The organism is Pseudomonas sp. B21-056, from assembly GCF_026016325.1.
Lineage (GTDB): Bacteria > Pseudomonadota > Gammaproteobacteria > Pseudomonadales > Pseudomonadaceae > Aquipseudomonas.
In genome coordinates, this window is the sequence record NZ_CP087203.1 from 2,671,199 (window position 1) to 2,694,742 (window position 23,544).

Below are 23,544 nucleotides of genomic sequence, written 5' to 3' on the forward strand. Positions count from 1 at the left end.
TCTTTTCATCAAACCCCGGGCTCTCTAGTCTGAAATCACGCTTCCGCCTGTGAGAGCCTGTTCATGACAACAATAACCATCAACGAAGTCGGCATGCGCGATGGTTTGCAGAGCCTGCAAGCCATCATGCCGACCCGCGCCAAATGCCAATGGATCGACGCCGCCTATGCCGCCGGTGTGCGCCATATGGAAGTCGCGTCGTTCGTTCCCGCCAAGCTGTTGCCGCAGATGGCCGATGCCAGGGAAGTGGTGGCCCATGCCTTGGGTTACCCGGAACTGGTGGTCTCGGTGCTGGCGCCGAACCTGCGTGGCTGCCGCGATGCCCTCGAGTCCGGCGCCCATCGCATCATTGCGCCGGTGTCGGTCAGCGCCGCCCATAGCCTGGCGAATGTGCGCCGTACGCCCTTGGAAATGGTCGAGGAACTGGCGCGCATGTGCCAGTTGCGTAGCGAGCTGGGCTTGCATCAGGTCCAGGTGATTGCCGGGATGTCCGTCGCATTCGGCTGTACCCGCCAGGGCGAGGTGCCCCTGGGCGACCTTTGTGAATTGATCGGGCACGTCCTTGAGGCCGGCTGCGACCTGGTGTCCCTCGGCGATACCACCGGCTACGCCAATCCCGCCCAGGTAGAAATTACCTTGCAGGCGGTTCGCGCCATTGCCGGCGACAAGCTCAGGGCCGCGCATTTCCATGACACACGGGGCTTGGCGCTGGCGAACAGCCTGGTGGCGGTGCAACAAGGCATCACCGAACTCGATTCATCGTTGGCCGGGCTGGGTGGCTGCCCGTTCGCACCGGGTGCGTCCGGCAACACCGTCACCGAAGACCTGGTGTTCATGTTGCAAAGCATGGGCTACGACACCGGCATCGATCTGGCTGCACTGATCGAGTCGCGGGAAGTCTTGCGTGCCGCGCTGCCGGACGAAGCCCTCTACGGCTGCATCGCCCGCGCCGGCCTGCCGCTGAATTACCCGTCCGCTGTCCGCCGCGCCTGAACCGGTCCGATCGAGGAAAAACAGTCATGTCCAGACTTCCATTGGACGGCATTCGTGTCGTCGAAATTTCACACATGGTGATGGGGCCGACCTGCGGGATGATCCTGGGGGATCTCGGTGCCGAGGTGATCAAGATCGAGCCGATCCGTGGCGACGGGACACGTCGCCTGCTGGGAGCCGGTGCCGGGTTCTTTCGCACCTTCAACCGCAACAAACAATGCATTGCCATCGACGTCAACACGCCCCAGGGGCGCGCTGCCGTGCTGGAGCTCATCGACACCGCCGACGTGTTCATCGAGAACTTCAAACCCGGCCGCATGGAGGAACTGGGCTTTGGCTACGGGGCGATTCGCGAGCGTAACCCGCGCATTATCTATGCCTCGCATAAAGGCTTCCTGAGCGGTCCCTATGACCATCGCCTGGCCCTGGATGAAGTCGTGCAGATGATGGCGGGCCTGGCCTACATGACTGGTCCCGTGGGGCGACCGTTGCGGGCGGGCAGTTCGGTGAACGACATCATGGGCGGCATGTTCGGCGCCATCGGCGTGCTGGCCGCGCTCAACGAGCGTAACGTCACCGGCGTCGGCCGGGAGGTGCAAAGCGCGTTGTATGAAAACTGCGTGTTGCTGGCGGCCCAGCATATGCAGCAATACATCGTGACCGGCGAGGCGGCCGCACCGATGCCGAACCGCATCAGCGCCTGGGCCATTTACGATGTGTTCGAGTTCGCCAACGGCGAGCAGATGTTTGTCGCCGCCACCGGCGAAGGGCAGTGGCATGCGCTCTGCCAGTTGCTGGGGCAAACCGCGTTGTTCGATGACCAGACGCTTGCCACCAACAACGACCGGGTGCTGCAACGCCCACGGTTGCTGGCTCATCTGGCTGAAGTCTTTGCGACCCTGGATGCCCAGGCCCTGGCGCCACAGCTCGAAGCCCACGGCATTCCCTTCGCGCCGATTCGTCGTCCGGAAGAGTTGTTCGAAGATCCCCACCTGCTGCAAAGCGGTGGGCTGGCGAACCTGGAGCTTGAAGACGGGTCGTTCACCGCCATGCCATTGCTGCCCCTGTCCCTGGACGGCGAACGCCTGCAACCCCGTCGATCGATTCCGCGCATCGGCGAGCATACCCATCAGGTCATGCGCGAACTGGGCTATAGCGATGCACACATTGCCCAGCTGTGTGCCGCCGGTGTCCTGAAAACAGAGGCTCACGCCTGAGGAGAAACTGCCATGGCGATCTATCGATACGACACGCTTATCCCCGCCATCCATGCCGAGACGTTCGTCGCCGAGGACGCCACGGTCATTGGCGATGTGACCCTGGCCCAGGGCGTCAGCGTATGGCCCCAGGCGGTTCTTCGCGGTGACAACGAGCCGATTCGCATCGGTCAGCACAGCAACGTGCAAGAGGGCGCTGTGCTGCACGCCGACCCCGGTTTTGCATTGACCGTGGGTGAGGGCGTCACCATCGGGCACCAGGCCATGCTGCACGGTTGCACCATCGGCGACGGTGCGCTGATCGGGATCCAGGCGGTGGTACTCAACGGGGCGGTGATCGGCAGAAATTGCCTGGTCGGTGCCGGCGCCATCGTTACCGAAGGCAAGGTGTTCCCTGACCACTCACTGATTCTCGGCGCGCCGGCCAAGGTCGTGCGCGAGCTGACGCCCGAGGCCATCGCCGGCATGCACCGTAACGCCGAGGACTATGTCCTCAAGGGTCAGCTTTACCGGGACAAATTGATTCGAATCAGCTAAACCGTCCAGCAGCGTCTCCAGGCGCTGCCGCTCTCCAATAACTACAACAATGGAGAAACATCATGGTTGCCATGACTGGCGAAATCCCGTTTGCGCGCAGCGAAGACATCAACGAGCTGCTGCTCTACCGACGCGTGGCCTGGCGCATCATGCCGCTGGCGATAATCTGCTTTCTGTTCTCCTATTTCGACCGGATCAACATCAGTTTCGCCAAGACCCAGATGCAGCAGGAACTGGGCTTGACCGATGCAGCGTATGGCCTGGCCGCGAGCATGTTCTTCGTCGGCTACGTGCTGTTTGAAGTGCCCAGCAGCCTGGGCCTGAAGCGCTACGGTGCGCCGGCGTGGATCTGCCGCATCATGATCTCCTGGGGGCTTGCCACCGCGGCGCTGGTGTTCGCCTACACCCAATACACGCTCTACTTCCTGCGCTTTCTGATCGGTGTCATGGAGGCCGGTTTCGGCCCGGCCATCCTGTTCTACCTGGCGTGCTGGTTTCCCAAGAAGCACCTGGCGAAGATGAACGGCCTATGGTTCCTGTCAGTGCCGTTAGCCGGTGCCATCGGTGGTCCGGTGGCAGGTGTCCTGCTCGGCACGATGGACGGTGTGTTGGGATTGGCGGGCTGGCACTGGTTGTTCCTGATGTCCGGCTTGCCCTGTGTCGTGCTGGGTCTGCTGGTGCTGTGGAAACTGGATCGCGACATCGAATCGGCCAAGTGGCTGAGCCGTAGCGAGAAAGACCTGCTGGCGGCCAATCTCCAGCAGGACAACGCCAACCAGAAACCCGTGCTCGGGTCCTTGTGGCGAGTGCTGCTGACGCGGGAAGTCGCGATCATGGCGTTCATCTACTTCGTGATCAAAAGCGCGTCCTATGGCCTCAATTTCTGGATGCCGCACCTGATCAAATCCTCCGGCGTCCAAAGCCTGTTCTGGGTCGGCATGCTGTCGGCCTTGCCGTATATCGTTGCCTGCGTCGGCATGGTCTGGCTGACCCGGCGCTCGGACCGTTCCGGTGATCGTAAAACCTACCTCGTCCTGTGCCTGGCGGCTGCCGCCGTTGGCTACCTGTTGGCCTGCCTGTTCTCCGACTCCTCCTGGGCCATGATGGCTGCCTTGCTGCTGGCAACGGCCGGCACCTTCATCGCCATCCCGATCTTCTGGACGATTCCGCAGTCGACCTTCTCGGGTCTGGCGATTGCCACGGGGACTGCGGCGATCAACTCCATCGGCCAGCTCAGCGGCATTGTGGCCCCGGTGATGGTGGGCAAGATCAACGACCTGTCCGGCTCCACCTACATGGGCATGCTCTCCATTGCGCCGCTGATCCTGATCGCCTGTTTTGTGGTTGTGCGGTATGTGAGGAATCCCAGATCCTGAACATCGACATGCGCTTTCGAAGGTTGGCTAACACCTTGCAAACTGGAGGATTAGAGCGCGAGGTCATATGAGTTGAATCTGCATCGGGCCATCCGCGTCGCGAAGATGGCCCGACAGATTCTCATTGCGGGGAGTATTACTGAGCCGTTACAGCAGGTCCGGCCTGGAACATGGCTTTATAAGTGTCCTTGTGCGCGGCGTAGTATTCGGCAACCACTTTGTCTGCCGACGATTCACGCGCCTGCTTCATCATCGTTTCCAGGTCCTTCATTGGAATGGTGAAGTGTGCAAAGAAGTTCGCGACCTGCGGGAAGTCCTGAGTGAATCCCTTGCGAGCCACAGCGTGGATCTGTTCGGTCTTGCCGTAGACTTCCTTGGGGTCATCCAGGTAACGCAGCGACCATGTGGAGAACATCCAGTGGGGGCTCCAGGCATTGATCAGCGACCACTTGTCACGCTTCAGGTTTCGATCCAGTTCGTTGAGCATTCCGGTTTCGGAAGAGGCAACGAGCTTGTAGCCTTCAAGCTTGTATTCTGCGATGGCGCGGGTGGCGGTCTTGTACTGGCCGTTGCCGACTTCAGAAGTGAGGAGCTTGCCGCCGAGTTTCTCCCTGACCTCAGGCTTGTTGAGGTCTTCGATGCTGGCGATTTCGCTGACCGGGATCGTGGTAGGCACTGCCAGGCCGAGGCGCCCCTCGTACAACACGCCAAGGTCTTCCAGTTGGTCTTTATACTTGTCCCAGAAGGGCTTGTGGCTGAAGGTCAGCCATGCCATCGGTATCAGATCGACCTTGCCTGTCGCCAGTGCCTGGAATTGAATGCCGATATCGGCCTGGACCAGCTTTACGGGCTGCTTGAGCTGATCTTCCAGCGCCGTTGTCGCAAGCTTGGTGGTGATCTCGGCATCCGACCAGTTCACCCAGCCAATGACGACAGGCTTGGGGTCGTCGGCTTGCGCGAGCATTGTCGCACTCAACAGTGCGGCGCCCGCCAGCCAAGTAGTTGCTTTTCGCGTGAACGAAAAAGTGATCATCGAATAATCTCCAATAAGTGTAATTATTAGGTTTGGCAGATAGATGATTGGAGCCTGTCCCAGGGCGCGTGTTTTTATTAATCAGCAGTGCTTGCAGGCCATGCTATTTCTTTGCTGAGTCAGCAAACTGTTCCCTCAAAGGTATTGGTAGCGGTTGACGATGGGTTCACTGATTGCCCACTTCGCCTCGACACCCTTGCCAATGGTGACGTGGTTGCCCGCGCTGATTGCCACCGGCTCATGGGTGGTGCTGTGAATAACCGCCTTGCCGCTTTGCACCACGAACTGGACATCCTGGTCGTAGGTGTATTCGAAACTGTCCGTCTCGCCACTTTCCCAAAGTTCCCAACCCTGGCTCTGCTCTTTCTCACTGGCGCTGGCTTGGCGCTGAGTAATGTGTGACATGTTGCTTTTCCTCTGATTGACTGCCTGGTGGCGAAGCGGCTATGCGGATGTCCGCGCGAGTGAAGGAGAAACCTGGCTGTGGAAGGGCAGGGCCTCAGGTTGCAACGCAGGCCTTTTCAACAGGATGTCGCTGGCTTTTTCAGCGAGCATGATCGTGGCTGCGTTTATGTTTGCACTTGGGACTGAAGGGAAGACCGATGCGTCGATCACTCGCAGGTTATCCACGCCGAGCACCCGTAATTGGCTGTCCACCACTGCCATGGGATCCTTCTTCTGACCCATCTTGCAGGTGCCGCATGGGTGATAGGCGCTGGCCGCGTCCTCGCGGATGAATTCGTCCATCGCCTTGCCGCTGCGGATGTGAGTCCCAGGGGTATCTTCGCGATGGTTGTAGCGCTTGAGGGCCGGTTGATTGGCGAACTCGATGCCCAGTCGCATCGCTTCACGCATGACACGCCAATCTTCATCCGTGGCCATGTAGTTGGGATCGATCAGCAGCGGATCGGACACCTTGGCGCTGCGCAGCCTGACCGTTCCACGGCTGGTCGGGCGCATCGGGCCGACTCCGATGCGATACCCGTAGGTCGTCGACACGGGGATCCAGTTCTTGTCGAAGAACACCGGGAAAAAGTGGAACTGGATATCCGGATGCGGTGTGGCCGCAGAACTGTTGAGGAACGCTCCGACGTGACATTGGTTGACCGAGGCAACGCCCTTTTTCAGACCGAACCATTGCGCACCTGCCCACAACATCCGGTGGGGTTGCAGTTCCCGGTTCAAGGAAATCGGTTCTTTGGTCTCGATCTGGATGTGGCACTCGAGGTGGTCCTGCAGGTTCTGGCCGACACCTGGCAAATCCACGCGGCATTCGATGCCATGCTCACGCAGATGATCCGCGGGACCGATACCGGACAACATGAGCAACTGGGCGGAGCCAAAAACGCCGCAGGACACAATGGCTTCACGCCGCGTCCGAACCTTGACGAGGCGGTTCTTGTAGCGGACTTCAAAGCCCGTGGCGCGACGGCCCTCCAGGGTGACTTTCTGGACTTCACACCCCAGCCAGATCGTCAGGTTCGGATGTGCGCCCATGGCGTGAAGGTAGCCGTACGCGGCGCTGTTGCGGATGCCGTCCCTGACGCTCATTTCAAAACGTGAGACGCCTTCTTGCTGATAACCGTTGACGTCGCTGGTGAGTGGAACCCCGGCTTGCTGGCCGGCGTCCAGGAACGCTGCGTTGAGCGGGCTGAGTTTCTCCTGCCGTTGAGCCCTGATCGGCCCGTCCTGACCGCGGTAGCTGCTTGAGACAACGCTGGATTCAATCTTCTTGAAATAAGGTGCGCAATCAGCCCAGCTCCAGCCCTTGGCGCCTTCAGTTTCCCATCGGTCATAGTCCATCGGATGACCTCTTAACCAGGTCATGCCATTGATGGAAGAGGACCCACCCAGCACCCGACCACGAGGCTGCTGGATGCGTCGTTTGTTGAGGTGGGCCTGTTCTTCGGTGTAATACCACCAGTTGTACTTCGAGCTCGGCTTGAAGGCCGAACGCAACCCGGCCGGCATGCGAATGATCCAGGACTTGTCCGATGGGCCTACTTCCAGCAGCAAAACCTTGTGACCGGCATCGGAAAGTCGACGGGCCAAGACACAGCCTGCGGAGCCAGCACCAGCAATCACGTAATCGAATTCGGTCATTATTTGTTATTCCTCGGCGAAGCCCATCGGCTACCACCGTCATCGGGCAATGCAGTTCTTGTTGTGTTTCTTGAGCTTGATAACTGCTTTGCACATAACGTATCGGAAGGTCTGGAGGGCCGATATTTAATAAAAAAAATGCCGGGCTTAAATAAAATTTAAGCCGAGGTGTCTGCTCATTCGCAGGCCTTGAAACAGACCTGTCCGCTCGTCCCGACCTCGTTTGACAACCTCAGGATTTGCTCGCTTAATGCTCCTGGCATCCGGGCAGTCCGCTGTCGTTTTTTCTGATCTCAACCCCATTCGAGGACGACTGTTGTGCGGCAACTGGATCTGTCCCTCCTGCATACCTTCAAGACCATTGCCGAGTGCAAGAGCCTTTCGCTTGCCTCGCAGCGCCTGCACAAGACCCAGGCCGCCATCAGCATCCAGCTCAAGAAGCTCGAGGATCAGGTGGGCAAGCGGCTGCTCGACAGGGGCCATCAAACCGCCGAACTGACGAGCCACGGAGAGCTGCTTCTGCAGTACGCACGCAAGATGCTCGCCCTGAGCAACGAGGCGATGGATCTGTTCATCAAGGAGGAAATTTGCGGCACTGTTCGCTTTGGGATTCCGGACGACTATGCGAACGCGTTTCTTCGACCGGTGCTTCGCGACTTCATCCAGCGTTGCCCCAATGTACGGCTGCAGATCCGTAACGACATCAGCCAGAACCTGTTTTCCGCCCTTGAAAAAGGTGAGCTGGATCTGGCGTTGGTCACGCGGCGCAATAACGATGGTAATGGGGAGATCCTGCGCTGCGACCAGCTGCAGTGGGTTGCGGGTGAAACGTTTGTGATGGTGCCGGACGCCCCCCTTCCGTTGGCGCTGTATCCCCATGGGTGCGGATACCGGGGCCAGATACTGAGCGCGTTAAGCGACAGCCAGCGGGAATATGAAATCGCGTTCGAGTGTACTGGCGTCGCAGGCGTTCAGCTTGCTGTCGACAGTGGCCTCGCTATTGCTGCAACTTCGACCGCGCTGATGCAGCCAAGCTGGCAGGTATTGGATGCAACCACCCACCATCTTCCTGTGCTTGGGAATGTGATGATCGAGCTGCGGCTTGGCAATAACGAAGTGCCAATAGCCGTGCAGCATTTTGCCGACGAGTTGCGCAAGCAGGTGTCGCTCAAGTAATTGGCGCAAAGGTCGAAACCATGCTTCGGAGTGCGCGCCGGCGAAGTGGTCTTGATTCACCGGAATTCGAGAATTTCATACCAAAGGTAGAGGGCGATCTGTGATGACGTGCTTCATCACTAACGTCGAGGTCAACCGCTGTACGTTTGGCAGTCTCGACAGCTCCTCGTCATAGAGCTTCTGAAACGCCGGCAGATCTGCGGTTACCACCATGAGCAGGTAGTCTGGATCACCAAACAGTCGTTGCGCTTGAACGATATAGGGGACGCCAGGTAAGGCATTCTCGAATTCCGCTACGGCCTGCTGATGCCCTTCCCGTAGCGTCACGAATACAAGCGAAGAGAAATTGAGCCCTACGTCAGGTGCAGAGAGGTGGGCGCGGTATCCTTTGATAACTCCAGCATCCTCCAAGGCCCGAACACGTCGATGGCAAGGGGACAAGCTTAGCCCTACGCGCTCGGCCAACTCTGTGAGTGACTGGCGGCCATCCCGCTGTAGGGATCCGGTCAACATCCGCTATGCAACCGGCGCTCGAAACATGCAGATTTTTTGCGCTCGCAACACGCCTTCTCGTTACCTGATCGTCACTGAGCACCGGACGATCCTGTTCGAATTCACCGGCTGCGAGCACCTGGCCAACGGCCTGGAAACCATTGACGAAGTCCGTGCTTCTTCCACCGCCAGCTTCGTCGCCGCGGGGCCCCAGATCGCCGAGCGTGAGAAGGCCTGGGTCGTCGAGATGGTGGGTATCCTGACTGAACTGGTGGGGCCTAACGCGACCATCGGCATGGAGCGGATGAACGCCGGCACATCGATAGCCATGGCGAGCGCGGGTGTCAGGATCGTTGACGCGCAAGAACCCATTGAAATGGCTCGCGCCATCAAGTCTCCCGAAGAAATGAAGTGCATCGTGGCGTCTCTCCGGGCGACGGAAATCGCTGTCGGTAAACTTCGCGAAGCCATTCGCCCGGGCATCACCGAAAATGAGTTGTGGTCGGTGTTGCATCAATCGGTGATCGCCCAAGATGGTGACTACGTTGAAACCCGATTACTGAGCGCGGGAAATCGCACCAATCCATGGTTCCAGGAAACCTCGAACAACGTGATCGGCGAGAACCAGCTAATCGCGCTGGACACTGATGTCGTGGGTTGTCACGGCTACTACTCGGACTTTTCCCGCACGTTCCATGCGGGGCCAGGCTCCCCGAGCGATCACCAACGCACCCTGTACAAGCTCGCTTACGAGCAGGTGCATCACAACATGGAGATCATCAAGCCAGGCATGACGCTGAAGGAGTACAGCGAAAAGGCTTGGAACATCCCGCCGGAATATCACGCCAATCGCTACTACCTCTCTGCCCATGGTTGCGGCATGACGGGCGAGTATCCCTACCTCTACCACCATGCCGACTACCCGGCGTCTGGCTATGACGGTGAGATCCAGCCTGGCATGACGCTCTGTGTCGAGAGTTACATGGGCGCGGATGGCGGCAATGAAGGGGTGAAGCTGGAACAGCAACTATTGGTTACGGAAACCGGTACGCAACTGCTTTCGATGTTCCCGTTTGAAGAAGCACTGCTTCGATAAGGCTCCATACAACGACTAAAAAAACAGAGGGGCGATTCATGAACAAAATACTAAAGGCGCTGCTGTTGGGTTTTTGTCTGATTTGCAGCGCCGCATCCAATGCGGCCGACTCCAAGGCGATCAGCATCGGCGTTAACAGTTGGGCGGAAAACATCGCGGTAGCCAACATGTGGAAAATTCTCCTGGAGGAGAAAGACTATAAAGTCACGCTCCAGAACGCCGGGAAGATCATCCTCTACAACAGCGTTGCACAAGGAAAAATTGACGTCACTTTCGAGGTGTGGCTCCCAACCACCGACAACGCGGCTTATCAGAGCATCAAGGACAAGGTCCAGTTGATCGGGCCCTGGCTCAGCGAAGCGAACCTGGGGCTGGCAGTCCCTGATTACGTGGATATCAAGAGCATCGACGAGTTGAATGCCCACAAAGATGAATTTCAATGGCGCGGCAGGGCCTCCATCTTCGGAATCGATGCCGGCACCGGGTTGATGGGCCTGACCGACAAGGCGATGGCGGAATACAAGCTGGACTACACCCTGTTGCCGTCCTCCGAAGCGGCGATGCTGCAATCGCTGGATCGCGCCATGAAGCGCAAGGAACCTATCGTGGTGACGCTGTGGAAACCACATTGGGTATGGGCCAAGAAGAACCTGCGCTACCTCGATGATCCGAAAAAGGTCTATGGGACAACGGATTCGATCCACGGCATTGCAGCCCAATCATTCAAGGCCGACCATCCAGAAGCCGAACGCTGGTTGCAGCAGTGGAAGATGGACGAGAAATCCCTGGGTGAGCTGATGGCGACGATCAATGAAAACGGCACCAGCACACCTGAAAAAGGGGCTAAAGCCTGGATCGATGCCAACAGGGCCACGGTTGATGCTTGGTTGAAGTAACGTGCTATACCCCGAAGCCGCCACCCATGACTGGCGGCTTTCGGCATTTTCAATCGCCATAGCCGACCTGGGCGCTGATTCCATTGGTGTATCGACTTTTTTCCGCGACGCGGACGGTGGAATCGAGGGGCGCCTTCCTAGAGGCTGTCGCCTTGCTTCTGCTGGATGGCGCTCGCGATGTGCTGAGCCACCGCCTCATCCCAGGCCGGCGTAGCAGGGAACAGCTCAAGCAGAAAGGCAATGAAGGCTTTTACGTTGGGGCTCCCGCGTCGGCTTTCCGGCCACAAGGCGGTGATGGAGAAGCGTTCCGCGGTGAACTGGGGCAGGACTGGAATCAGTTCTCCCCGGCGAACATAGGGCGCAGCCACGTAGTGCGGCGTGATACCGATGCCGCCTCCCGCCGCCATGATGGCCGCTACCGCGTCGCTGACATCCACGGTGAATGCGGCGTCGAGGTTCCACTCAAGCTGTCTGTCGCCCACCTGATAGGGCCAGCGCAGGCTTTGCCCGGTACTCTGGTAACGAAAGTTCACGCACTCGTGTTCGGCAAGATCTTCAGCGGTCGCCGGTATGCCTTTGCGTTGGAGGTATTGGGGCGACGCAAACGCGCCGATCCGATGAGGCCCCAGGGGGCGTGAAACCAGGCGTGAATCGCTGAGGTTCCCCACGCGAATAGCCACGTCGATCCCTTGTTCGATGATGTCGGAATACTGATCGCCGAGCCGCAGGTCGATTGCCAGGTTGGGGTATTGCTCACGGAACCTGGGCAATTCAGGCGCCAGGATGTTCACGCCGATGGGCAGGGGCGCTGTGACTTTCAAGACGCCAGCAGGCTCGGCGCGGGATGCGACGGCGGCCTGATCGATCTCCTCGACTTCCCGCAGGATTCGCAACGCCCGTTCGTAAAGATCCCGCCCTTCAGGCGTGAGGGTCAGGGAGCGCGTCGTGCGGGTGAACAGCATCAGCCCAAAATGCTCTTCAAGCCGCTGCACGCTTTTGCTGACGGCGGAAGGGGACACCGAGAGCGCCCGCGCCGCAGCGGTATAGCTGCCCAGGGAAGCGGCGCGCGCGAATGCGATAAGTCCGGTAAGACGGTCTAAACCAATTTGTGCCTTCATGGCACTAGTAAAGCGACTTCGGCCCCAATTATCAATCCATGTGCACAGCCTTACGCTTGCTCCATCGAACGCCATCCAGGCGTTCACTGGAGACCCGACATGACCATCACCCCAGTACTTGCATCCAATTTCACCGGCCGTACGGTCGTCCTCTTCGGCGGCACATCGGGCATCGGCCTGGCGGCGGCGATACAGGCGAAGGCAGCCGGCGCCAAGGTCGTGGTCATCGGCTCGAATGCGGCCCGTGCCGAGCAGGCTGCAAAAGACCATGGCCTGGATCAATGGCGCGCGGCCGACGTGACCCGTCGTGAGGCGGTCGAAGCCGCATTGGCGGACATTCCGGTGGTCGATCACCTGATGCTGCTCGCCGGTACATTTGTCACCGGAACCATCCTGACTGCTGACGTCGATCATCTGCGCCGGGCCTTCGATGAGCGGATCTGGGCGTCCATCAACGCTATCCGTACCCTGGGTGACAGGTTGTCCAAGGCCGGATCGATTACCTTCATCTCGGGTGCGCTCGCCGACCGCCCCAATGCCCATGGCACTGCCGTCATCGGCGCGGCATCGGCCGCCATGGAGGCGCTGGCCCGTGGCCTGGCCCTGGAGTTGGCGCCGATTCGGGTGAACACCCTGTCACCCGGCCCGATCGACACACCGATCTTCAGCAAGGCATTGGGTGAAGGCCGTGACTCATACGTGGCTGCCCTGGAGCAGGCTCTGCCCCTGCATCGCCTTGGCACGCCAGAGGAAGCCGGTGCTGCGGCGCTGTTCTTGATGACCAACACGTTCATGAACGGTGCCGTGCTCAACGTTGATGGCGGTGCTCGATTGGTTTGATCCCGAAGGGGCGGGCGGACACCCCTCGGTAGAACGACAGGATGGCGAGCATCTGCACGACGACGGCGGCGGCCACGACGGCGACGATGGCTTGATTCGAAGGGCTGAAGGCGGCTCGCACCAGGCCGAAGAACGCGGGCGCGAAGGCGTAGGTGGCTTGGCTGATCGCGACCATCAGCGCGATGACCCGGGCGGTGTGTTCACGGCTGAACTCGGTCTGTGCGATCAGCGGCGGCAGGGAGGTGGCGTTGCCGATGCCTGAACCGATCAGCATCACGGCCACCCAGGCCACTGCCGGATGAAGGTCCAGGCCGAGAAGCATCAGGGTGCCGAGCAACTGGATGGCATAACCGAGGCAGGCCAGTCGCCTGCGGTTGATGCCTTGGATCATCAGGCGTGCGGCGATGTAGCGCCCGCCCATGGCACTGGCGGTGGCCAGGCCCATGGCGAACGAGGCGTCGTGAACCCCCATGCGTCCCGCCAGGATCGAATACAGGTGCGCGATCAAGCCGATCTGGGCGAACAGGCCCAGGGACATGCCGGCTGCCAGGCTGCGGAAACCGGCCGACTTGAGCGTCTGCCTGGCGGTCCATGGCGTGGCGCTGGCATTGGTCGTCACGGGCTCCGGCTGGTCCAGGTTGTCGGGATATTGGCCCACGCTGTGTGGACTTTTGTTGAAAACCAGGAAGGCGAACGTGCCGATGAGCAGCACGGCTGTGACGCTGATCACCAGCGCCGCCGTGGCAAAGCCAAAATCCTCGATCAGCCATGCCCACAGCGGCGAAAAGATCACCCCGCCCATGCTCGCGCCGTTGTAGGCCTTGCCCAGGGCCTGGGGCCTTTCCTTGATGTACCACGGCGCGATCAGGCTATTGACGGCCGCAGCGCCCAGGGTCACCCAGCCGATACCCGAGCACACGGCTCCGGCATACAGCACCCAGGGCTGGTTGGCCTGGGCCCAGATGTTCACGCCGATACCCAGGACGATGCCGCCCAGCAGGGTGATGAGGAGAATGCCGAAGCGTGCGTAGAGTCTTGGCAGGTTGGCGATGACGACCGTGCCGCTGAGGAAGTGCAGCGTCACGGCAGTCGAGACCAGGGCGACGGGCCAGCCGGTGCGCTCCATGACTGCTTGCATGTAGATCGGCGGCCCATAGAAGCCGATCCCCCAACCGATCATCGCCAGGATGAACGTGCAGGCCAGTACGGTTTTTCCGAAAAAACGGGTGTGCTTCATTGCCAACGCCTCCATGTGGGCTCAAAGCGTATGCGTCAGGCAGATGTCTCACTTCGAGGCGCGACGAACAATGGATGTCATCTTGTGACCGTCGGCGACGTTGTATTCGCAGCCTTGGGAGATATCAAGAATCCAAACTGGAAAGAGTCAATGGAAGATGGCAACATGCCATAATTCACGCTGCGTCGTGTTCGAGAGATAGGGTAGTCCTTTGCCCTATCAGTAAGGCCTGACACCCTACAAGAAAATCATCCAACTCTGATGTCATGAAACTCCGATTCGCGTCATGGTGAACCTGTGCTCATCGCACAAGTATCTGGAGCCCTCTACGGAGTAGAGAACAGGCTTCGTGTTTCGCCAATCGTATTTTTTAATAAGGAAGGATCATGACTCCAATGAGCAGGAACATCTTTGTGGGCATGTTTGCTGTGTTCGGACTTCAGTCGGCCGCTTTTGCAGTTCCAAACCAGAGTTTCTCCTCTGTGAACAGCGTGGACGCCAAATACCAAGTTACGACGGAGACTGCCAAATCGACATCCAACGCGGGCACGCTCCAATTGGCACGGGCACGTTCTGGCTTAAGAGCGAACGACTCCAAGGATGATCAGAGCGTTTGCTGTGTAGGTGGACGGTGTTTCCCTTGCTAACTCCACAAAAGTAACGCCCTCGTTCAAATTTGCTGTCACGTGACTATTCGCGTGGCAGCAACATTGACTTCGTTATCTGTGTGATACCCGAGCCGCGACGGCTCCTTGTCGGAAGCTTTGTAGGGGGAGGCCTACGATGCGGAGGGGTCCCCTGAATAAAATTGGGGTTGGGCCGATGGTGCTACGGCTCGACAAAAGGCATTCTCCCTTCATCTCTATAACCATTCCCAGCTGCTTAACCTGCAAGATCAAGGAGAGAATCCATGCTCATTAGTGCTTCAGACCCAACCCGTTTCACGGCTTCGGCCTCTGTCGCAAAATCGGCCTTGCCACCTGAAAATGGACAGTCGGAGATCGCCACCAAAAGCACAGAGGCCGCTCCTCAGGAAAGCGTCAAAGTAACGCTTTCACTTGAAGGAAAAGCGAAGGCCGCCGAAGAAGGTGGAAAAAATGCTGATATTGACGCAAGCAATTTACCGGAAGGTGTAAAGAAGGTACTCAAAGCTATCCGGGAAATTCAGGAGCAGATACAAAAGAAAATGGAGGAGTTGAGCGCGGTCATGAAGGATCAATCATTGAGTGACAAGGAGCGCGAATCCAAGATGAAAAGCCTTCAGGTCGAATTGGCTACGCTGAACAGCCAGCTTTCCTCCAGCTTCAACGATCTGAACAAAGTCCAGAATGAGATGAAGTTGTCGACTGCAGAGAAGAAGCTTGCAGGCTCCCTTGCAATGCCACCGAGTTGAGGCGCCAGGGGTGAAGTCTAACCACTTCGGTATCGTTCCTAAGGATGCGTCGGCATTCTTAGGAAGATAACTTAATTTCAATCTATTCAACGAGAATATTCGCACAACCTATCAGACTGGACGGCAACGAAAGCATCGTTCATTCGTGCGAGGGTATGTATTGTTTGTACGGGATTCCTACATTCTTGCGTTATGGTCCTTAGATAGATATGGACTTGGGTCGATGGTACTTCGATGCGGTAAGAGGCACTCTGCACTTATTCTGTTTGCCAGAGCGGACGCATGAAAGTGATCAGTCTGGCTGTGACAAATTTTCGTAGATTCCAAAGGCCAGCACTGACGAGACAGGCCACCCTGAAGACGAGTTGATCCAAGCGCAGAGACTTCAGCTCCAAGCCCTCCAAGAGTCAAGTTCAGATTATGTTATCCCTGTTCGCCGGTCTGCCGGCACCCCGGTATCCATTGAAGAGTCTGCGTGGGTCATTTTGCGTATCGGGTTTATGGTTGCTATCGCGGCTGGCCGTAGCCGAGGATCTGACCAGTATTCCATTCGAGCAGTTGCTCGAAACCAAGGTTGTCGGCGCCGCCGAGTTCTCTCAGCAGCTCACTGACGCCCCATCGGCCGTTTCGGTAATTACCTCGGAGGAGATACGTCGTTTCGGTTACAGGACCCTCGGCGAGATTCTGAACAATATGCGAGGCCTGAATGTCGGCTCCAACGGCGCCTATTCCTTTCTTGGGGGGCGAGGCTACGGCGCGCCAGGCGAATATGCCGGGCGAGTCATGCTGCGCATCGATGGCCAGCCTGTGGCCGACAATATTTTCAACCAGATCTACCTCGGCGAAGATGGTCTGCTCGACACCGAGATGATCGAGCGGGTCGAGTACGCGCCGGGCCCGGGATCGGCCTTGTACGGTAACGGTGCTTTTCTTGGCGTGATCAATGTCGTCACGTTCCGGGGGCGTGATCTGGATGGCAGTCAGGCAGCGGTGACCGTTGGCTCGAGCCAGGACCGCAAGGTAAGGGTCAGTGGAGGCAGGCGTCTGGTCAATGGTGCCGAATGGCTGGTTTCGGCCTCGTCATCTCAAGCCGATCTTCCTGATATTCCAACCGGAGACGGGGTGCTGCGCGACGACCAGAGCGGGCGGCGGCTGTTCATCAAGGGCTCCAAAGATGCCTGGAGCGTTGAGGGCGCATTTGCCGAGCGTACCCAGCAGGAACTGGCGATCCCCCTTGCTTACGATTGGAACTTCACCGACCGGAACGATTTCTTGAAACTGGGTCACGACGTCGATTTCGGTAGTTTTCGCTCCTCCGTTCGTCTCTCCCATGGCCGCTATCTTTACCGTAGCGCCTATCGCGAACCCATTGAAGACGGGCGCCACTTCCTTGAAGACATCAGCGCCGATGGGCGCTGGTGGGATCTGGACGGCACTGTCAGTAGCGTTGCCTTCTCTGGGCACCGCCTGGTGTTGGGCAGCGAGTACCGCGACGACTATCAGCAGAACCAGCAAATGCGACGGTATTTCCCCCGTCGCGATGAGCATGAAGAGAATCACATCTCGGATTCTGCCCAGACTTTCAGTCTCTATGCCCAGGACGAGATCGCACTGCGTCACGACCTGAGTTTGAACCTGGGAGTGCGTGCCGACCGGCATAGCGCACAGGATTCTGAGGTGCGCACCAACCCCCGGACTGCGTTGCTTTACACCGGCTTGGCTAATACCAGCCTGTCGCTGTCCCATGGAACCGCAACCCGCTTCGCCAGCAGTAACGAGCAGAACCTGTACGAGCTCCCGAGTGTCGAGTCGGAGCGGGTCACTACCACCGAGTTTGTGGCTGATCATCGTCGCGGTGACTTCCGCTTGCTCGGCACTCTCTACCGCTACCGTATCACCGATCCAATCAATCGATTCTCGGATCCCACGCTGGAGCGCATTGACACTCGAGGCGCTGAGCTCGAGGCTCAGTGGCAATGGCATGACGTTCAGATTCGGGGCAGTCATACCTGGCAGCAATCGCAAGACAACCTGGGTCGTGCGTTGATCAATTCGCCTCGTCATCTGAGCAAGATGCAGGTATCCATACCGCTGGCTGGGGAGCGCCTGCGTGCGAGCATTGCCGTCCGCTACGTGGGTAGCCGTCTGGTAGCTCCGGGGGCCGATGCGAATGGCTATGCAATAGCTGACCTCACCTTCACCAGTCGGAATATCCTGCCAGGGGTGAACGTAACCGCGGCGGTGCGGAATCTCTTCGACCGACAGTACCAGGATGCCTCGCTCTTCGCGGGAGGGATCAGCGCCGATCTGTCTTGGCGCGGTGAGCGTAGCCTGTGGTTGAGCCTGGGGTACTCGTTCGAATGAAGACCGGTATCCTGCACACTTTGGTTGTTGCGGTCCTCTATTTGCTCAGCCAGGTGGCAAGGGCTGATGCTGCGGTGGATGAACGCGCCATGAAGGCTGCCTATCTTTATAATTTCGCGCTGTTCGCGCAGTGGCCTTCTTTGCCTGATGCCGATTTTCAGCTCTGCGTGCTCGGCACTACACCGCTGGACGACGAGCTCGCCCTCCTGCAAGGCAAGCGTGCCCAGGATGGCCTACCGATTGTCATGCGATGGATTCTTCCCGGGGAATCGCTCACTGGCTGTCAGGTACTCTATATCGACGAGCACAACCGGCGTTCTCTCGACACGCTGCTCCAACAGCTTGCCGCAACTCCGGTACTGACGATCACCGATGCGGCCGGCTTTGCCGACAGGGGCGTAATGATCGAGATGCGGCGGCAGGACCAACGCATCGTCTTCGACATCAATCTATTGGCGGCGAGGCGCGCACACCTCAATTTCAGCTCCCGCCTGCTTAAGCTCGCCAGCTTCGTTGCCGACAGGTCCTAGGTATGAGCTCCGTACCCTTCAAGGATCGGCCGCTACGCGACAAGTTGACTCAAACAGGCCTTCTTTTGACGAGCGTCGCGATGACCGTCCTGTTGGTGACGTTGCTGGCCTACCAATTGATCATGCAACGCAGGGCGTTGGAAGAGGAGATGAGGGCCCACGCCATGGTGGTCGGCAGCAACGGCGCAGCGGCAATCATGTTTGGTGATGCTCGCGAGGCCCATGAAACGCTTGCGTCTCTGAAATACATACCGGATATCACTTGGGCGGCGTTTGTGCTGCCCAATGGGCATGAGCTGGCTGTCTATAGGCGTGAGCCGGTGGTGTCGGGTGACGATCACCCGATGGCTGACGAAATCGGCTGGCGTTCGCTGCTGGTGCGCCGACCGGTAATGCTTCATGGTCAGTTCATTGGCAGTGTCGCGGTGCAGGTGAGCCTGGAGTCCCTCTACCGGGGCCTGGCGCTGCAGGCCATGTTCGGTGGATTCGCGGCTGTAGTGGCCCTGTTCCTGTCATTGGTGCTCTCGCGCCGTATCGCGTCAGGCATTGCGCAGCCGTTACTGAACCTGGTGCAGCTGACCGAGCAGGTGCGGTCTGAACAGGATTTCAGCCTGCGGGCCACTGCATACGGAAACGACGAGACCGGCCGTCTTGCGCGCAGCTTCAACGACATGATGGTACAGCTCGAATGTCACGACAGGCAGATGAGCGCCGAGTTGCAACAACGCCGTCTGGCCGAGCGACAGCTCAACCAGTTGGCCTATCACGATCCGGTGACCGGACTGTACAACCGCCACTACTTCAAGGAAAGACTGGAAACCGCGGTTGCAGGGGTGATCCACCACGCCACGTCTTGCGCGGTATTGTTCATCGATCTGGATGACTTCAAGATCGTCAACGATACCCTTGGCCACGAAACCGGGGACCAGTTGTTGATCCTTGTCGCCGAGCGTCTGCGCAGCATCCTGCGCGGTGATGATGTGGTGTGCAGGATCGGCGGCGACGAATTCGCCGTGATCCTTGAAAATGGGGCTCGCGCCGCCCAGGCCAAGGAAGTCGCCTCAAGTATCGTCAGCACATTGTCCAGCCCCTTCGTCGTCGACGGTCGACGGATCGGTGTTGGCGCCAGCCTGGGTATCAGCCTGTGCCCTGATCATGCATCGGATACGGCAACGCTTCTGCGCAACGCGGATATTGCCATGTATCACGCCAAAGGCACCGGTAAGAACAATTATCACTTGTACGAGCCGAAAGGAACAAAGGCTAGCCCCAGGCCGCCGCAGGGCGATCCTACACCTTAGGTCGTATAACAAATGATCTATTGATACGGGATAATCGGTCCTGAAAATTCGGCGGATAGCTATGTCGTCGCTAATCGAGCTGCCGCCAGGTCTTTTTCGCTATAGGCGATTTTGAGCGAAGTACTGATGATGCTTTCTATGGAAACGGGCGTTTCAACCCCATGGACGGCGCAATCCCAACTGGCCCAAGCCATGTTCGACCTGGTGTCCTGCGCTCTGGTTCTCCTTGATGACCAGGGTCGGATATTGAAGGCTAACAACGTTTTCGCCGAGCTGCTTGGCCACGTTCCGCGGAATTTGCCCGGTATTCACTTCCAGGTGCTGATTCATTGTGCTGAGGTTAATCGCCAGCAGAGCATGGATGGCCCGGGTTTATCGGCCGTACTCACCGACCGGTGCCTGGAACTGCGGCACATGGACGGCAGCCTGTTGCCCGTGCGCAGCAGACTGGTTGCCGTTGATGAGCACCTGCTTATTGAAATCGTCCCACTTGAAGACCCGCAGAGTCTGGGGCGGTCCATGCAGCAGAATCAGTGGCTGCAACGGATCGTGGAGACCGCACCGGGCATCATCGGCATTTTTCGTTTAGGTCCGAAGGGTGATATTTCAATGCCTTGGGCTTCTCCGGGCTACGAGGAATACTACGGTCTGACGGCAGACGAGTTGATGCGCGACGCTACTATTCTGTTTGAGCGCATCCATCCGGAGGACGTCGCCCGGGTCCAGGAGTCAATTGTCCAATCGGGACGCACGCTTTCTCCCTGGCAGTGTGAATATCGTGTACGCCATCCGATCAAGGGTGAGATCTGGCTGGAGGGGCGATCCAAACCGAGCCTGGAGACGGACGGTTCAATTATCTGGTTCGGCTTCCTGCATGACATCAGCGAGCGTAAACGTACCGAACTGGCCTTGCGCAAAAGCGAGGAGCGCCTGTCGCTGCTGGATTTCACCCTCAGCCATATGCGCGAGGCCGCCTACCTGTTCGACCATCAGGGCCGTGTGTGCTACGTCAATGATGAAGCTTGTCGAAGTCTGGGCTTCGCTCGTGATGTTCTGCTCGGCATGACGATAGCGGACATAGATCCTGATGTGACCAATGAGCAGATCCTGGAAGGCTGGGACCCCAATCCGGAACATCCTCCAGAAATATTTGAAAGTCGGAACCGAACCCGCGACGGGCGTATTTTTCCGGTCGAGGTCAGCATCACCTATCTGGAGTTCGACGGCCAGAACTACTGCTTGGGGCTCGCCCGCGACATCAGTGAACGCAAACGGATGGAGACAAAGTTGCTCACCAGCGAGCAACAGTTCCGCGCGTTGGCGGAGAACTCCCAGAACCTGATCATTCGCTACGACCTCAATTGCCAGCGTATCTATGTCAATCCGGCCTTTGAGCGAGAGACAGATATACCAGCGACCCGCGCGTTGCAGGTGCCCCTTGAGGAGAGTTGGACCGCGAGCATGTCGGTGGCGCAGTACCGGGCGTTGTTATGTCAGGTGATAGCCACTGGGACGTGTGTGGAAACCGTGCTCGAATGGCCGGGCAAGGATGGCGCGGCCATCGTCGTGCACGCCGTTCAAATGATTGCCGAACGTGGTGTGGACGGAGCGGTAGTCAGCGTGCTGGTCGAGGGCTACAACATCACCGCCCTGAAACACCATGAGCGCCTGCTCCTCGAGAGCGAACAACGCTACCGGCAGATCTTCGACAGTTCACCGGATTGCATGTTCTTGCTGGAGGTCGCCGCAAAGGACAGCTTCCGTATCATTGAAGTCAACCCGGTCCTGGAACGCAGGTTGGACCGCGAGCGCGCTGAGCTGCTCGGCAAGACGATCGAGCAATCGCTTTCACCGTCTGTCGCTGCTGAATCCATCGCGCGGTATCGCAGATGCGTTGATGGTGGCATTGCGATTGATGAGGAAGTCGAGTACGAGCTGTCCACGGGCCCTGGCGTCTTCCATTTGACGTTGATTCCGATACGTACCGCGTTCGGCAGCGTTCAGCGTATTGTCGGCATCTGCCGTGACATCACCGAACGCAAGCACGCGGAGCGTGTCCTGCATGCTCGTGAACAGGAATTCCGCGCCCTGGTGGAAAACACCCCGGATGTCATCGCCCGTTTCAATCCGCAGTGTTGCTTTCTCTATGCCAACCCGGCGGCACAAAGCTTGCTCGGCCGATCGCAGGCATACCTGCTCGGAAAGACCTCCAGCGAAGTTTCGCCTCTTTCGCAGGCTGCGCGATCGTTCCAGCGCAAGCTCGAAGACATTCTTCGAACCGGCGAGGCCAGCGAAGCGGAATTTATCCTGGATACGCCGGTAGCCCAAGGCGCGGAGGCAGCCTGCTACCAGGCACGCCTGGTTCCGGAATGCGATCAGTCCGGGCGGCTCGTCAGTATCCTTGCCGTTGGCCGTGATGTCAGTGCCGAGCGTGCCGCCGAGCGGCGCCTGAAAGACTCCCATGCACAATTGCGCCTGCTCTCCAGTCATCGCGAAACCACGCGAGAGGAGGAGCGCAAACACATTGCTCGGGAAATTCACGACGAGCTAGGGCAACAACTTTCCGCCCTGCGCATGGGCATTTCCTTGCTGCGCCTGCAATTCGGTGCTGAGCAGCCGCTGCTGGTGGATCGGGTCCAGGTGCTGATGACCCGGGTCGATGAAATCATCCAGGTGGTGCGCAACGTCGCTACCAGCCTGCGACCCTCGGCGCTGAACATGGGCCTGACTTCGGCGTTGGAATGGCTGGTTTCCGAGTTCAGCCAGAACACCGGCATCGACTGCCGGCTGAGCGCGCCGTCGGCTCGACTGCTGCTCGATGATGAACGCGCCACGGCGATTTTTCGGGTGATCCAGGAGTCCCTGACCAATGTCTGCCGGCATGCCCAGGCCAGCCGGGTAGAAATTCATCTGGAGCAGGACGCCGAGCATCTCCAGATCGAGGTGCGCGACAACGGCAAAGGCTTCGATCCCGCGCAACTGCCCAAGGGCACACTCGGGATGCTCGGCATGCGTGAGCGCGGGCACATGGTTGGCGGCACGGTTACGATAGACAGCACACCCGGGCAGGGCGCACGCGTGCGGGTGAACATTCCCTTTCAAGTAGGTCCAGCGCTCTTATGATCCGAATGATGATTGCCGACGATCACGCCATCATGCGCGAAGGTCTGAAACAGCTGTTTGCCCTGGCCGGCGATCTGCGTGTCGCCGCCGAGGCGGAAAACGGTGCCGCATTGCTCGAACAACTACGCCAGAGTGACATCGACATGTTGCTGCTCGACATGAGCATGCCCGGCATCTGCGGCGACGATCTGGTGGCGCGGGTCCGTTGCCACTATCCACAACTGCCGATCCTGGTGCTGAGCATGCACAACGAAGTGCAGATCGCCCAGCGTGCGTTCAGGGCGGGCGCATCGGGCTATTTGACGAAAGACCGCGATCCCGAGGCGCTGCTGGCAGCCGTTCGCCGTGTAGCGGCGGGCGGGCGCTATATTGACGCCGGCCTGGCTGAACAGATGGCTTTTGCCGCCAGCGGCCTGGGTCCGTGCAATCAACATGACGGGCTTACCGACCGTGAGTTGCAGATCATGCGCCTGCTTGCCCAAGGCCTCAGCGTCTCGCGAATCGCCACGGAGTTGGCCATCAGCCACAAGACCGTCAGTACCCACAAGGCTCGGCTGATGGAAAAGATGGGGTTCACCAGCACGGCCGATATCGTCCGCTACGCGATAAGCCAACGGCTGCTCTGAGCAGTGATGTTCGAAGAAACGCGGGCAGGCGCAACGCCGCTCGCTTGACGATGAACCCGCGTTGCTGAAACAACGTGCCAAGGTCCAGGGGCG

20 protein-coding genes are annotated in these 23,544 nt (G+C 58.7%); 14 read left to right on the top strand and 6 right to left on the bottom strand.

All coding sequences use genetic code 11. From position 1 onward, the window contains the following. Nucleotides 1-63 precede the first annotated feature (63 nt). The 4 genes from LOY67_RS11920 (at nucleotide 64) to LOY67_RS11935 (ending at nucleotide 4,123) form a co-directional block, all read left to right on the top strand. On the top strand, nucleotides 64-993 hold the full coding sequence (locus LOY67_RS11920) for a hydroxymethylglutaryl-CoA lyase (protein WP_265067351.1): 930 nt from the start codon (nucleotides 64-66) through the stop codon (nucleotides 991-993). Nucleotides 994-1,019: 26 nt separating this feature from the next. Continuing rightward, the gene (locus tag LOY67_RS11925) at nucleotides 1,020-2,210 is read left to right on the top strand and encodes a CaiB/BaiF CoA transferase family protein (protein ID WP_265067352.1); all 1,191 of its coding nucleotides are present in this window, start codon (nucleotides 1,020-1,022) and stop codon (nucleotides 2,208-2,210) included. A 12-nt stretch (nucleotides 2,211-2,222) separates the two neighbouring features. Next, on the top strand, nucleotides 2,223-2,747 hold the full coding sequence (locus LOY67_RS11930) for a gamma carbonic anhydrase family protein (protein WP_265067353.1): 525 nt from the start codon (nucleotides 2,223-2,225) through the stop codon (nucleotides 2,745-2,747). Between the two features lie 62 nt (nucleotides 2,748-2,809). Next, nucleotides 2,810-4,123, top strand: coding sequence for an MFS transporter (locus LOY67_RS11935; protein WP_265067354.1), 1,314 nt, complete (start codon nucleotides 2,810-2,812; stop codon nucleotides 4,121-4,123). 136 nt (nucleotides 4,124-4,259) lie between these two features. Here the strand turns inward: LOY67_RS11935 and LOY67_RS11940 are convergent, their stop codons facing one another. From LOY67_RS11940 to LOY67_RS11950, 3 genes are all read right to left on the bottom strand, one after another. Then, on the bottom strand, nucleotides 4,260-5,156 hold the full coding sequence (locus LOY67_RS11940; RefSeq protein ID WP_265067355.1) for a glycine betaine ABC transporter substrate-binding protein: 897 nt from the start codon (nucleotides 5,154-5,156) through the stop codon (nucleotides 4,260-4,262). 135 nt (nucleotides 5,157-5,291) lie between these two features. Further along, entirely contained in the window at nucleotides 5,292-5,561 is a 270-nt protein-coding gene (locus tag LOY67_RS11945) for a cupin domain-containing protein (protein ID WP_265067356.1), read from the bottom strand. Nucleotides 5,562-5,600: 39 nt separating this feature from the next. Beyond that, the gene (locus LOY67_RS11950; RefSeq protein ID WP_265067357.1) at nucleotides 5,601-7,259 is read right to left on the bottom strand and encodes a choline dehydrogenase; all 1,659 of its coding nucleotides are present in this window, start codon (nucleotides 7,257-7,259) and stop codon (nucleotides 5,601-5,603) included. 318 nt (nucleotides 7,260-7,577) lie between these two features. Between LOY67_RS11950 and LOY67_RS11955 the strand changes: the two genes are divergently transcribed. Beyond that, entirely contained in the window at nucleotides 7,578-8,435 is an 858-nt protein-coding gene (locus LOY67_RS11955) for a LysR family transcriptional regulator (protein WP_265067358.1), read from the top strand. A gap of 75 nt (nucleotides 8,436-8,510) precedes the next feature. Here LOY67_RS11955 and LOY67_RS11960 read toward each other — a convergent pair whose 3' ends face one another. After that, nucleotides 8,511-8,948, bottom strand: coding sequence for an Lrp/AsnC family transcriptional regulator (locus LOY67_RS11960; RefSeq protein WP_265067359.1), 438 nt, complete (start codon nucleotides 8,946-8,948; stop codon nucleotides 8,511-8,513). 25 nt (nucleotides 8,949-8,973) lie between these two features. On the opposite strand from LOY67_RS11960, the gene LOY67_RS11965 reads away from it, so the two are divergent. Together LOY67_RS11965 and LOY67_RS11970 are read left to right on the top strand one after the other, a co-directional pair. After that, complete coding sequence (locus LOY67_RS11965) at nucleotides 8,974-10,023, top strand: M24 family metallopeptidase (RefSeq protein WP_265067360.1); 1,050 nt, start codon at nucleotides 8,974-8,976, stop codon at nucleotides 10,021-10,023. 38 nt (nucleotides 10,024-10,061) lie between these two features. Then, complete coding sequence (locus tag LOY67_RS11970; protein WP_265067361.1) at nucleotides 10,062-10,919, top strand: glycine betaine ABC transporter substrate-binding protein; 858 nt, start codon at nucleotides 10,062-10,064, stop codon at nucleotides 10,917-10,919. A gap of 137 nt (nucleotides 10,920-11,056) precedes the next feature. Here LOY67_RS11970 and LOY67_RS11975 read toward each other — a convergent pair whose 3' ends face one another. Beyond that, nucleotides 11,057-12,112, bottom strand: a complete 1,056-nt coding sequence (locus LOY67_RS11975) for a LysR family transcriptional regulator (protein ID WP_413776185.1) — start codon at nucleotides 12,110-12,112, stop codon at nucleotides 11,057-11,059. Between the two features lie 24 nt (nucleotides 12,113-12,136). Between LOY67_RS11975 and LOY67_RS11980 the strand changes: the two genes are divergently transcribed. Further along, complete coding sequence (locus LOY67_RS11980; RefSeq protein ID WP_265067363.1) at nucleotides 12,137-12,877, top strand: SDR family oxidoreductase; 741 nt, start codon at nucleotides 12,137-12,139, stop codon at nucleotides 12,875-12,877. Here the strand turns inward: LOY67_RS11980 and LOY67_RS11985 are convergent. Next, nucleotides 12,846-14,114, bottom strand: coding sequence for an MFS transporter (locus tag LOY67_RS11985; RefSeq protein ID WP_265067364.1), 1,269 nt, complete (start codon nucleotides 14,112-14,114; stop codon nucleotides 12,846-12,848). The genes LOY67_RS11980 and LOY67_RS11985 overlap by 32 nt on opposite strands. A gap of 910 nt (nucleotides 14,115-15,024) precedes the next feature. Here LOY67_RS11985 and LOY67_RS11990 point away from each other — a divergent pair. The 6 genes from LOY67_RS11990 to LOY67_RS12015 all read left to right on the top strand — a co-directional run bounded on the left by LOY67_RS11990 (nucleotide 15,025) and on the right by LOY67_RS12015 (nucleotide 23,451). Beyond that, a complete protein-coding gene (locus LOY67_RS11990) occupies nucleotides 15,025-15,507 on the top strand; it encodes a chemotaxis protein (protein WP_265067365.1) in 483 nt (160 codons plus the stop codon). Nucleotides 15,508-15,927: 420 nt separating this feature from the next. Continuing rightward, entirely contained in the window at nucleotides 15,928-17,871 is a 1,944-nt protein-coding gene (locus LOY67_RS11995) for a TonB-dependent receptor plug domain-containing protein (RefSeq protein ID WP_265067366.1), read from the top strand. Continuing rightward, nucleotides 17,868-18,401, top strand: a complete 534-nt coding sequence (locus tag LOY67_RS12000; RefSeq protein ID WP_265067367.1) for a YfiR family protein — start codon at nucleotides 17,868-17,870, stop codon at nucleotides 18,399-18,401. The genes LOY67_RS11995 and LOY67_RS12000 overlap by 4 nt, the downstream gene beginning before the upstream one ends. Nucleotides 18,402-18,481: 80 nt before the next feature. After that, complete coding sequence (locus tag LOY67_RS12005; RefSeq protein WP_265067368.1) at nucleotides 18,482-19,702, top strand: sensor domain-containing diguanylate cyclase; 1,221 nt, start codon at nucleotides 18,482-18,484, stop codon at nucleotides 19,700-19,702. Between the two features lie 126 nt (nucleotides 19,703-19,828). Then, a complete protein-coding gene (locus LOY67_RS12010) occupies nucleotides 19,829-22,825 on the top strand; it encodes a PAS domain S-box protein (RefSeq protein WP_265067369.1) in 2,997 nt (998 codons plus the stop codon). Further along, on the top strand, nucleotides 22,822-23,451 hold the full coding sequence (locus LOY67_RS12015) for a response regulator (RefSeq protein ID WP_265067370.1): 630 nt from the start codon (nucleotides 22,822-22,824) through the stop codon (nucleotides 23,449-23,451). Before LOY67_RS12010 ends, LOY67_RS12015 begins: the two co-directional genes overlap by 4 nt. The last annotated feature ends 93 nt before the right edge of the window (nucleotides 23,452-23,544 follow it).

Bases quoted from the DNA above. Each gene is read 5' to 3' on its own strand.
- LOY67_RS11925 (WP_265067352.1), top strand. From the start codon at position 1,020: ATGTCCAGACTTCCATTGGACGGCATTCGTGTCGTCGAAATTTCACAC.
- LOY67_RS11960 (WP_265067359.1), bottom strand. From the start codon at position 8,948: ATGTTGACCGGATCCCTACAGCGGGATGGCCGCCAGTCACTCACAGAG.
- LOY67_RS11990 (WP_265067365.1), top strand. From the start codon at position 15,025: ATGCTCATTAGTGCTTCAGACCCAACCCGTTTCACGGCTTCGGCCTCT.
- LOY67_RS11970 (WP_265067361.1), top strand. From the start codon at position 10,062: ATGAACAAAATACTAAAGGCGCTGCTGTTGGGTTTTTGTCTGATTTGC.
- LOY67_RS12005 (WP_265067368.1), top strand. From the start codon at position 18,482: ATGACCGTCCTGTTGGTGACGTTGCTGGCCTACCAATTGATCATGCAA.
- LOY67_RS11920 (WP_265067351.1), top strand. From the start codon at position 64: ATGACAACAATAACCATCAACGAAGTCGGCATGCGCGATGGTTTGCAG.
- LOY67_RS11965 (WP_265067360.1), top strand. From the start codon at position 8,974: ATGCAGATTTTTTGCGCTCGCAACACGCCTTCTCGTTACCTGATCGTC.
- LOY67_RS11940 (WP_265067355.1), bottom strand. From the start codon at position 5,156: ATGATCACTTTTTCGTTCACGCGAAAAGCAACTACTTGGCTGGCGGGC.
- LOY67_RS12015 (WP_265067370.1), top strand. From the start codon at position 22,822: ATGATCCGAATGATGATTGCCGACGATCACGCCATCATGCGCGAAGGT.
- LOY67_RS12010 (WP_265067369.1), top strand. From the start codon at position 19,829: ATGATGCTTTCTATGGAAACGGGCGTTTCAACCCCATGGACGGCGCAA.
- LOY67_RS12000 (WP_265067367.1), top strand. From the start codon at position 17,868: ATGAAGACCGGTATCCTGCACACTTTGGTTGTTGCGGTCCTCTATTTG.
- LOY67_RS11935 (WP_265067354.1), top strand. From the start codon at position 2,810: ATGGTTGCCATGACTGGCGAAATCCCGTTTGCGCGCAGCGAAGACATC.
- LOY67_RS11975 (WP_413776185.1), bottom strand. From the start codon at position 12,112: ATGGCGTTCGATGGAGCAAGCGTAAGGCTGTGCACATGGATTGATAAT.
- LOY67_RS11995 (WP_265067366.1), top strand. From the start codon at position 15,928: ATGTTATCCCTGTTCGCCGGTCTGCCGGCACCCCGGTATCCATTGAAG.
- LOY67_RS11985 (WP_265067364.1), bottom strand. From the start codon at position 14,114: ATGAAGCACACCCGTTTTTTCGGAAAAACCGTACTGGCCTGCACGTTC.
- LOY67_RS11930 (WP_265067353.1), top strand. From the start codon at position 2,223: ATGGCGATCTATCGATACGACACGCTTATCCCCGCCATCCATGCCGAG.
- LOY67_RS11945 (WP_265067356.1), bottom strand. From the start codon at position 5,561: ATGTCACACATTACTCAGCGCCAAGCCAGCGCCAGTGAGAAAGAGCAG.
- LOY67_RS11980 (WP_265067363.1), top strand. From the start codon at position 12,137: ATGACCATCACCCCAGTACTTGCATCCAATTTCACCGGCCGTACGGTC.
- LOY67_RS11950 (WP_265067357.1), bottom strand. From the start codon at position 7,259: ATGACCGAATTCGATTACGTGATTGCTGGTGCTGGCTCCGCAGGCTGT.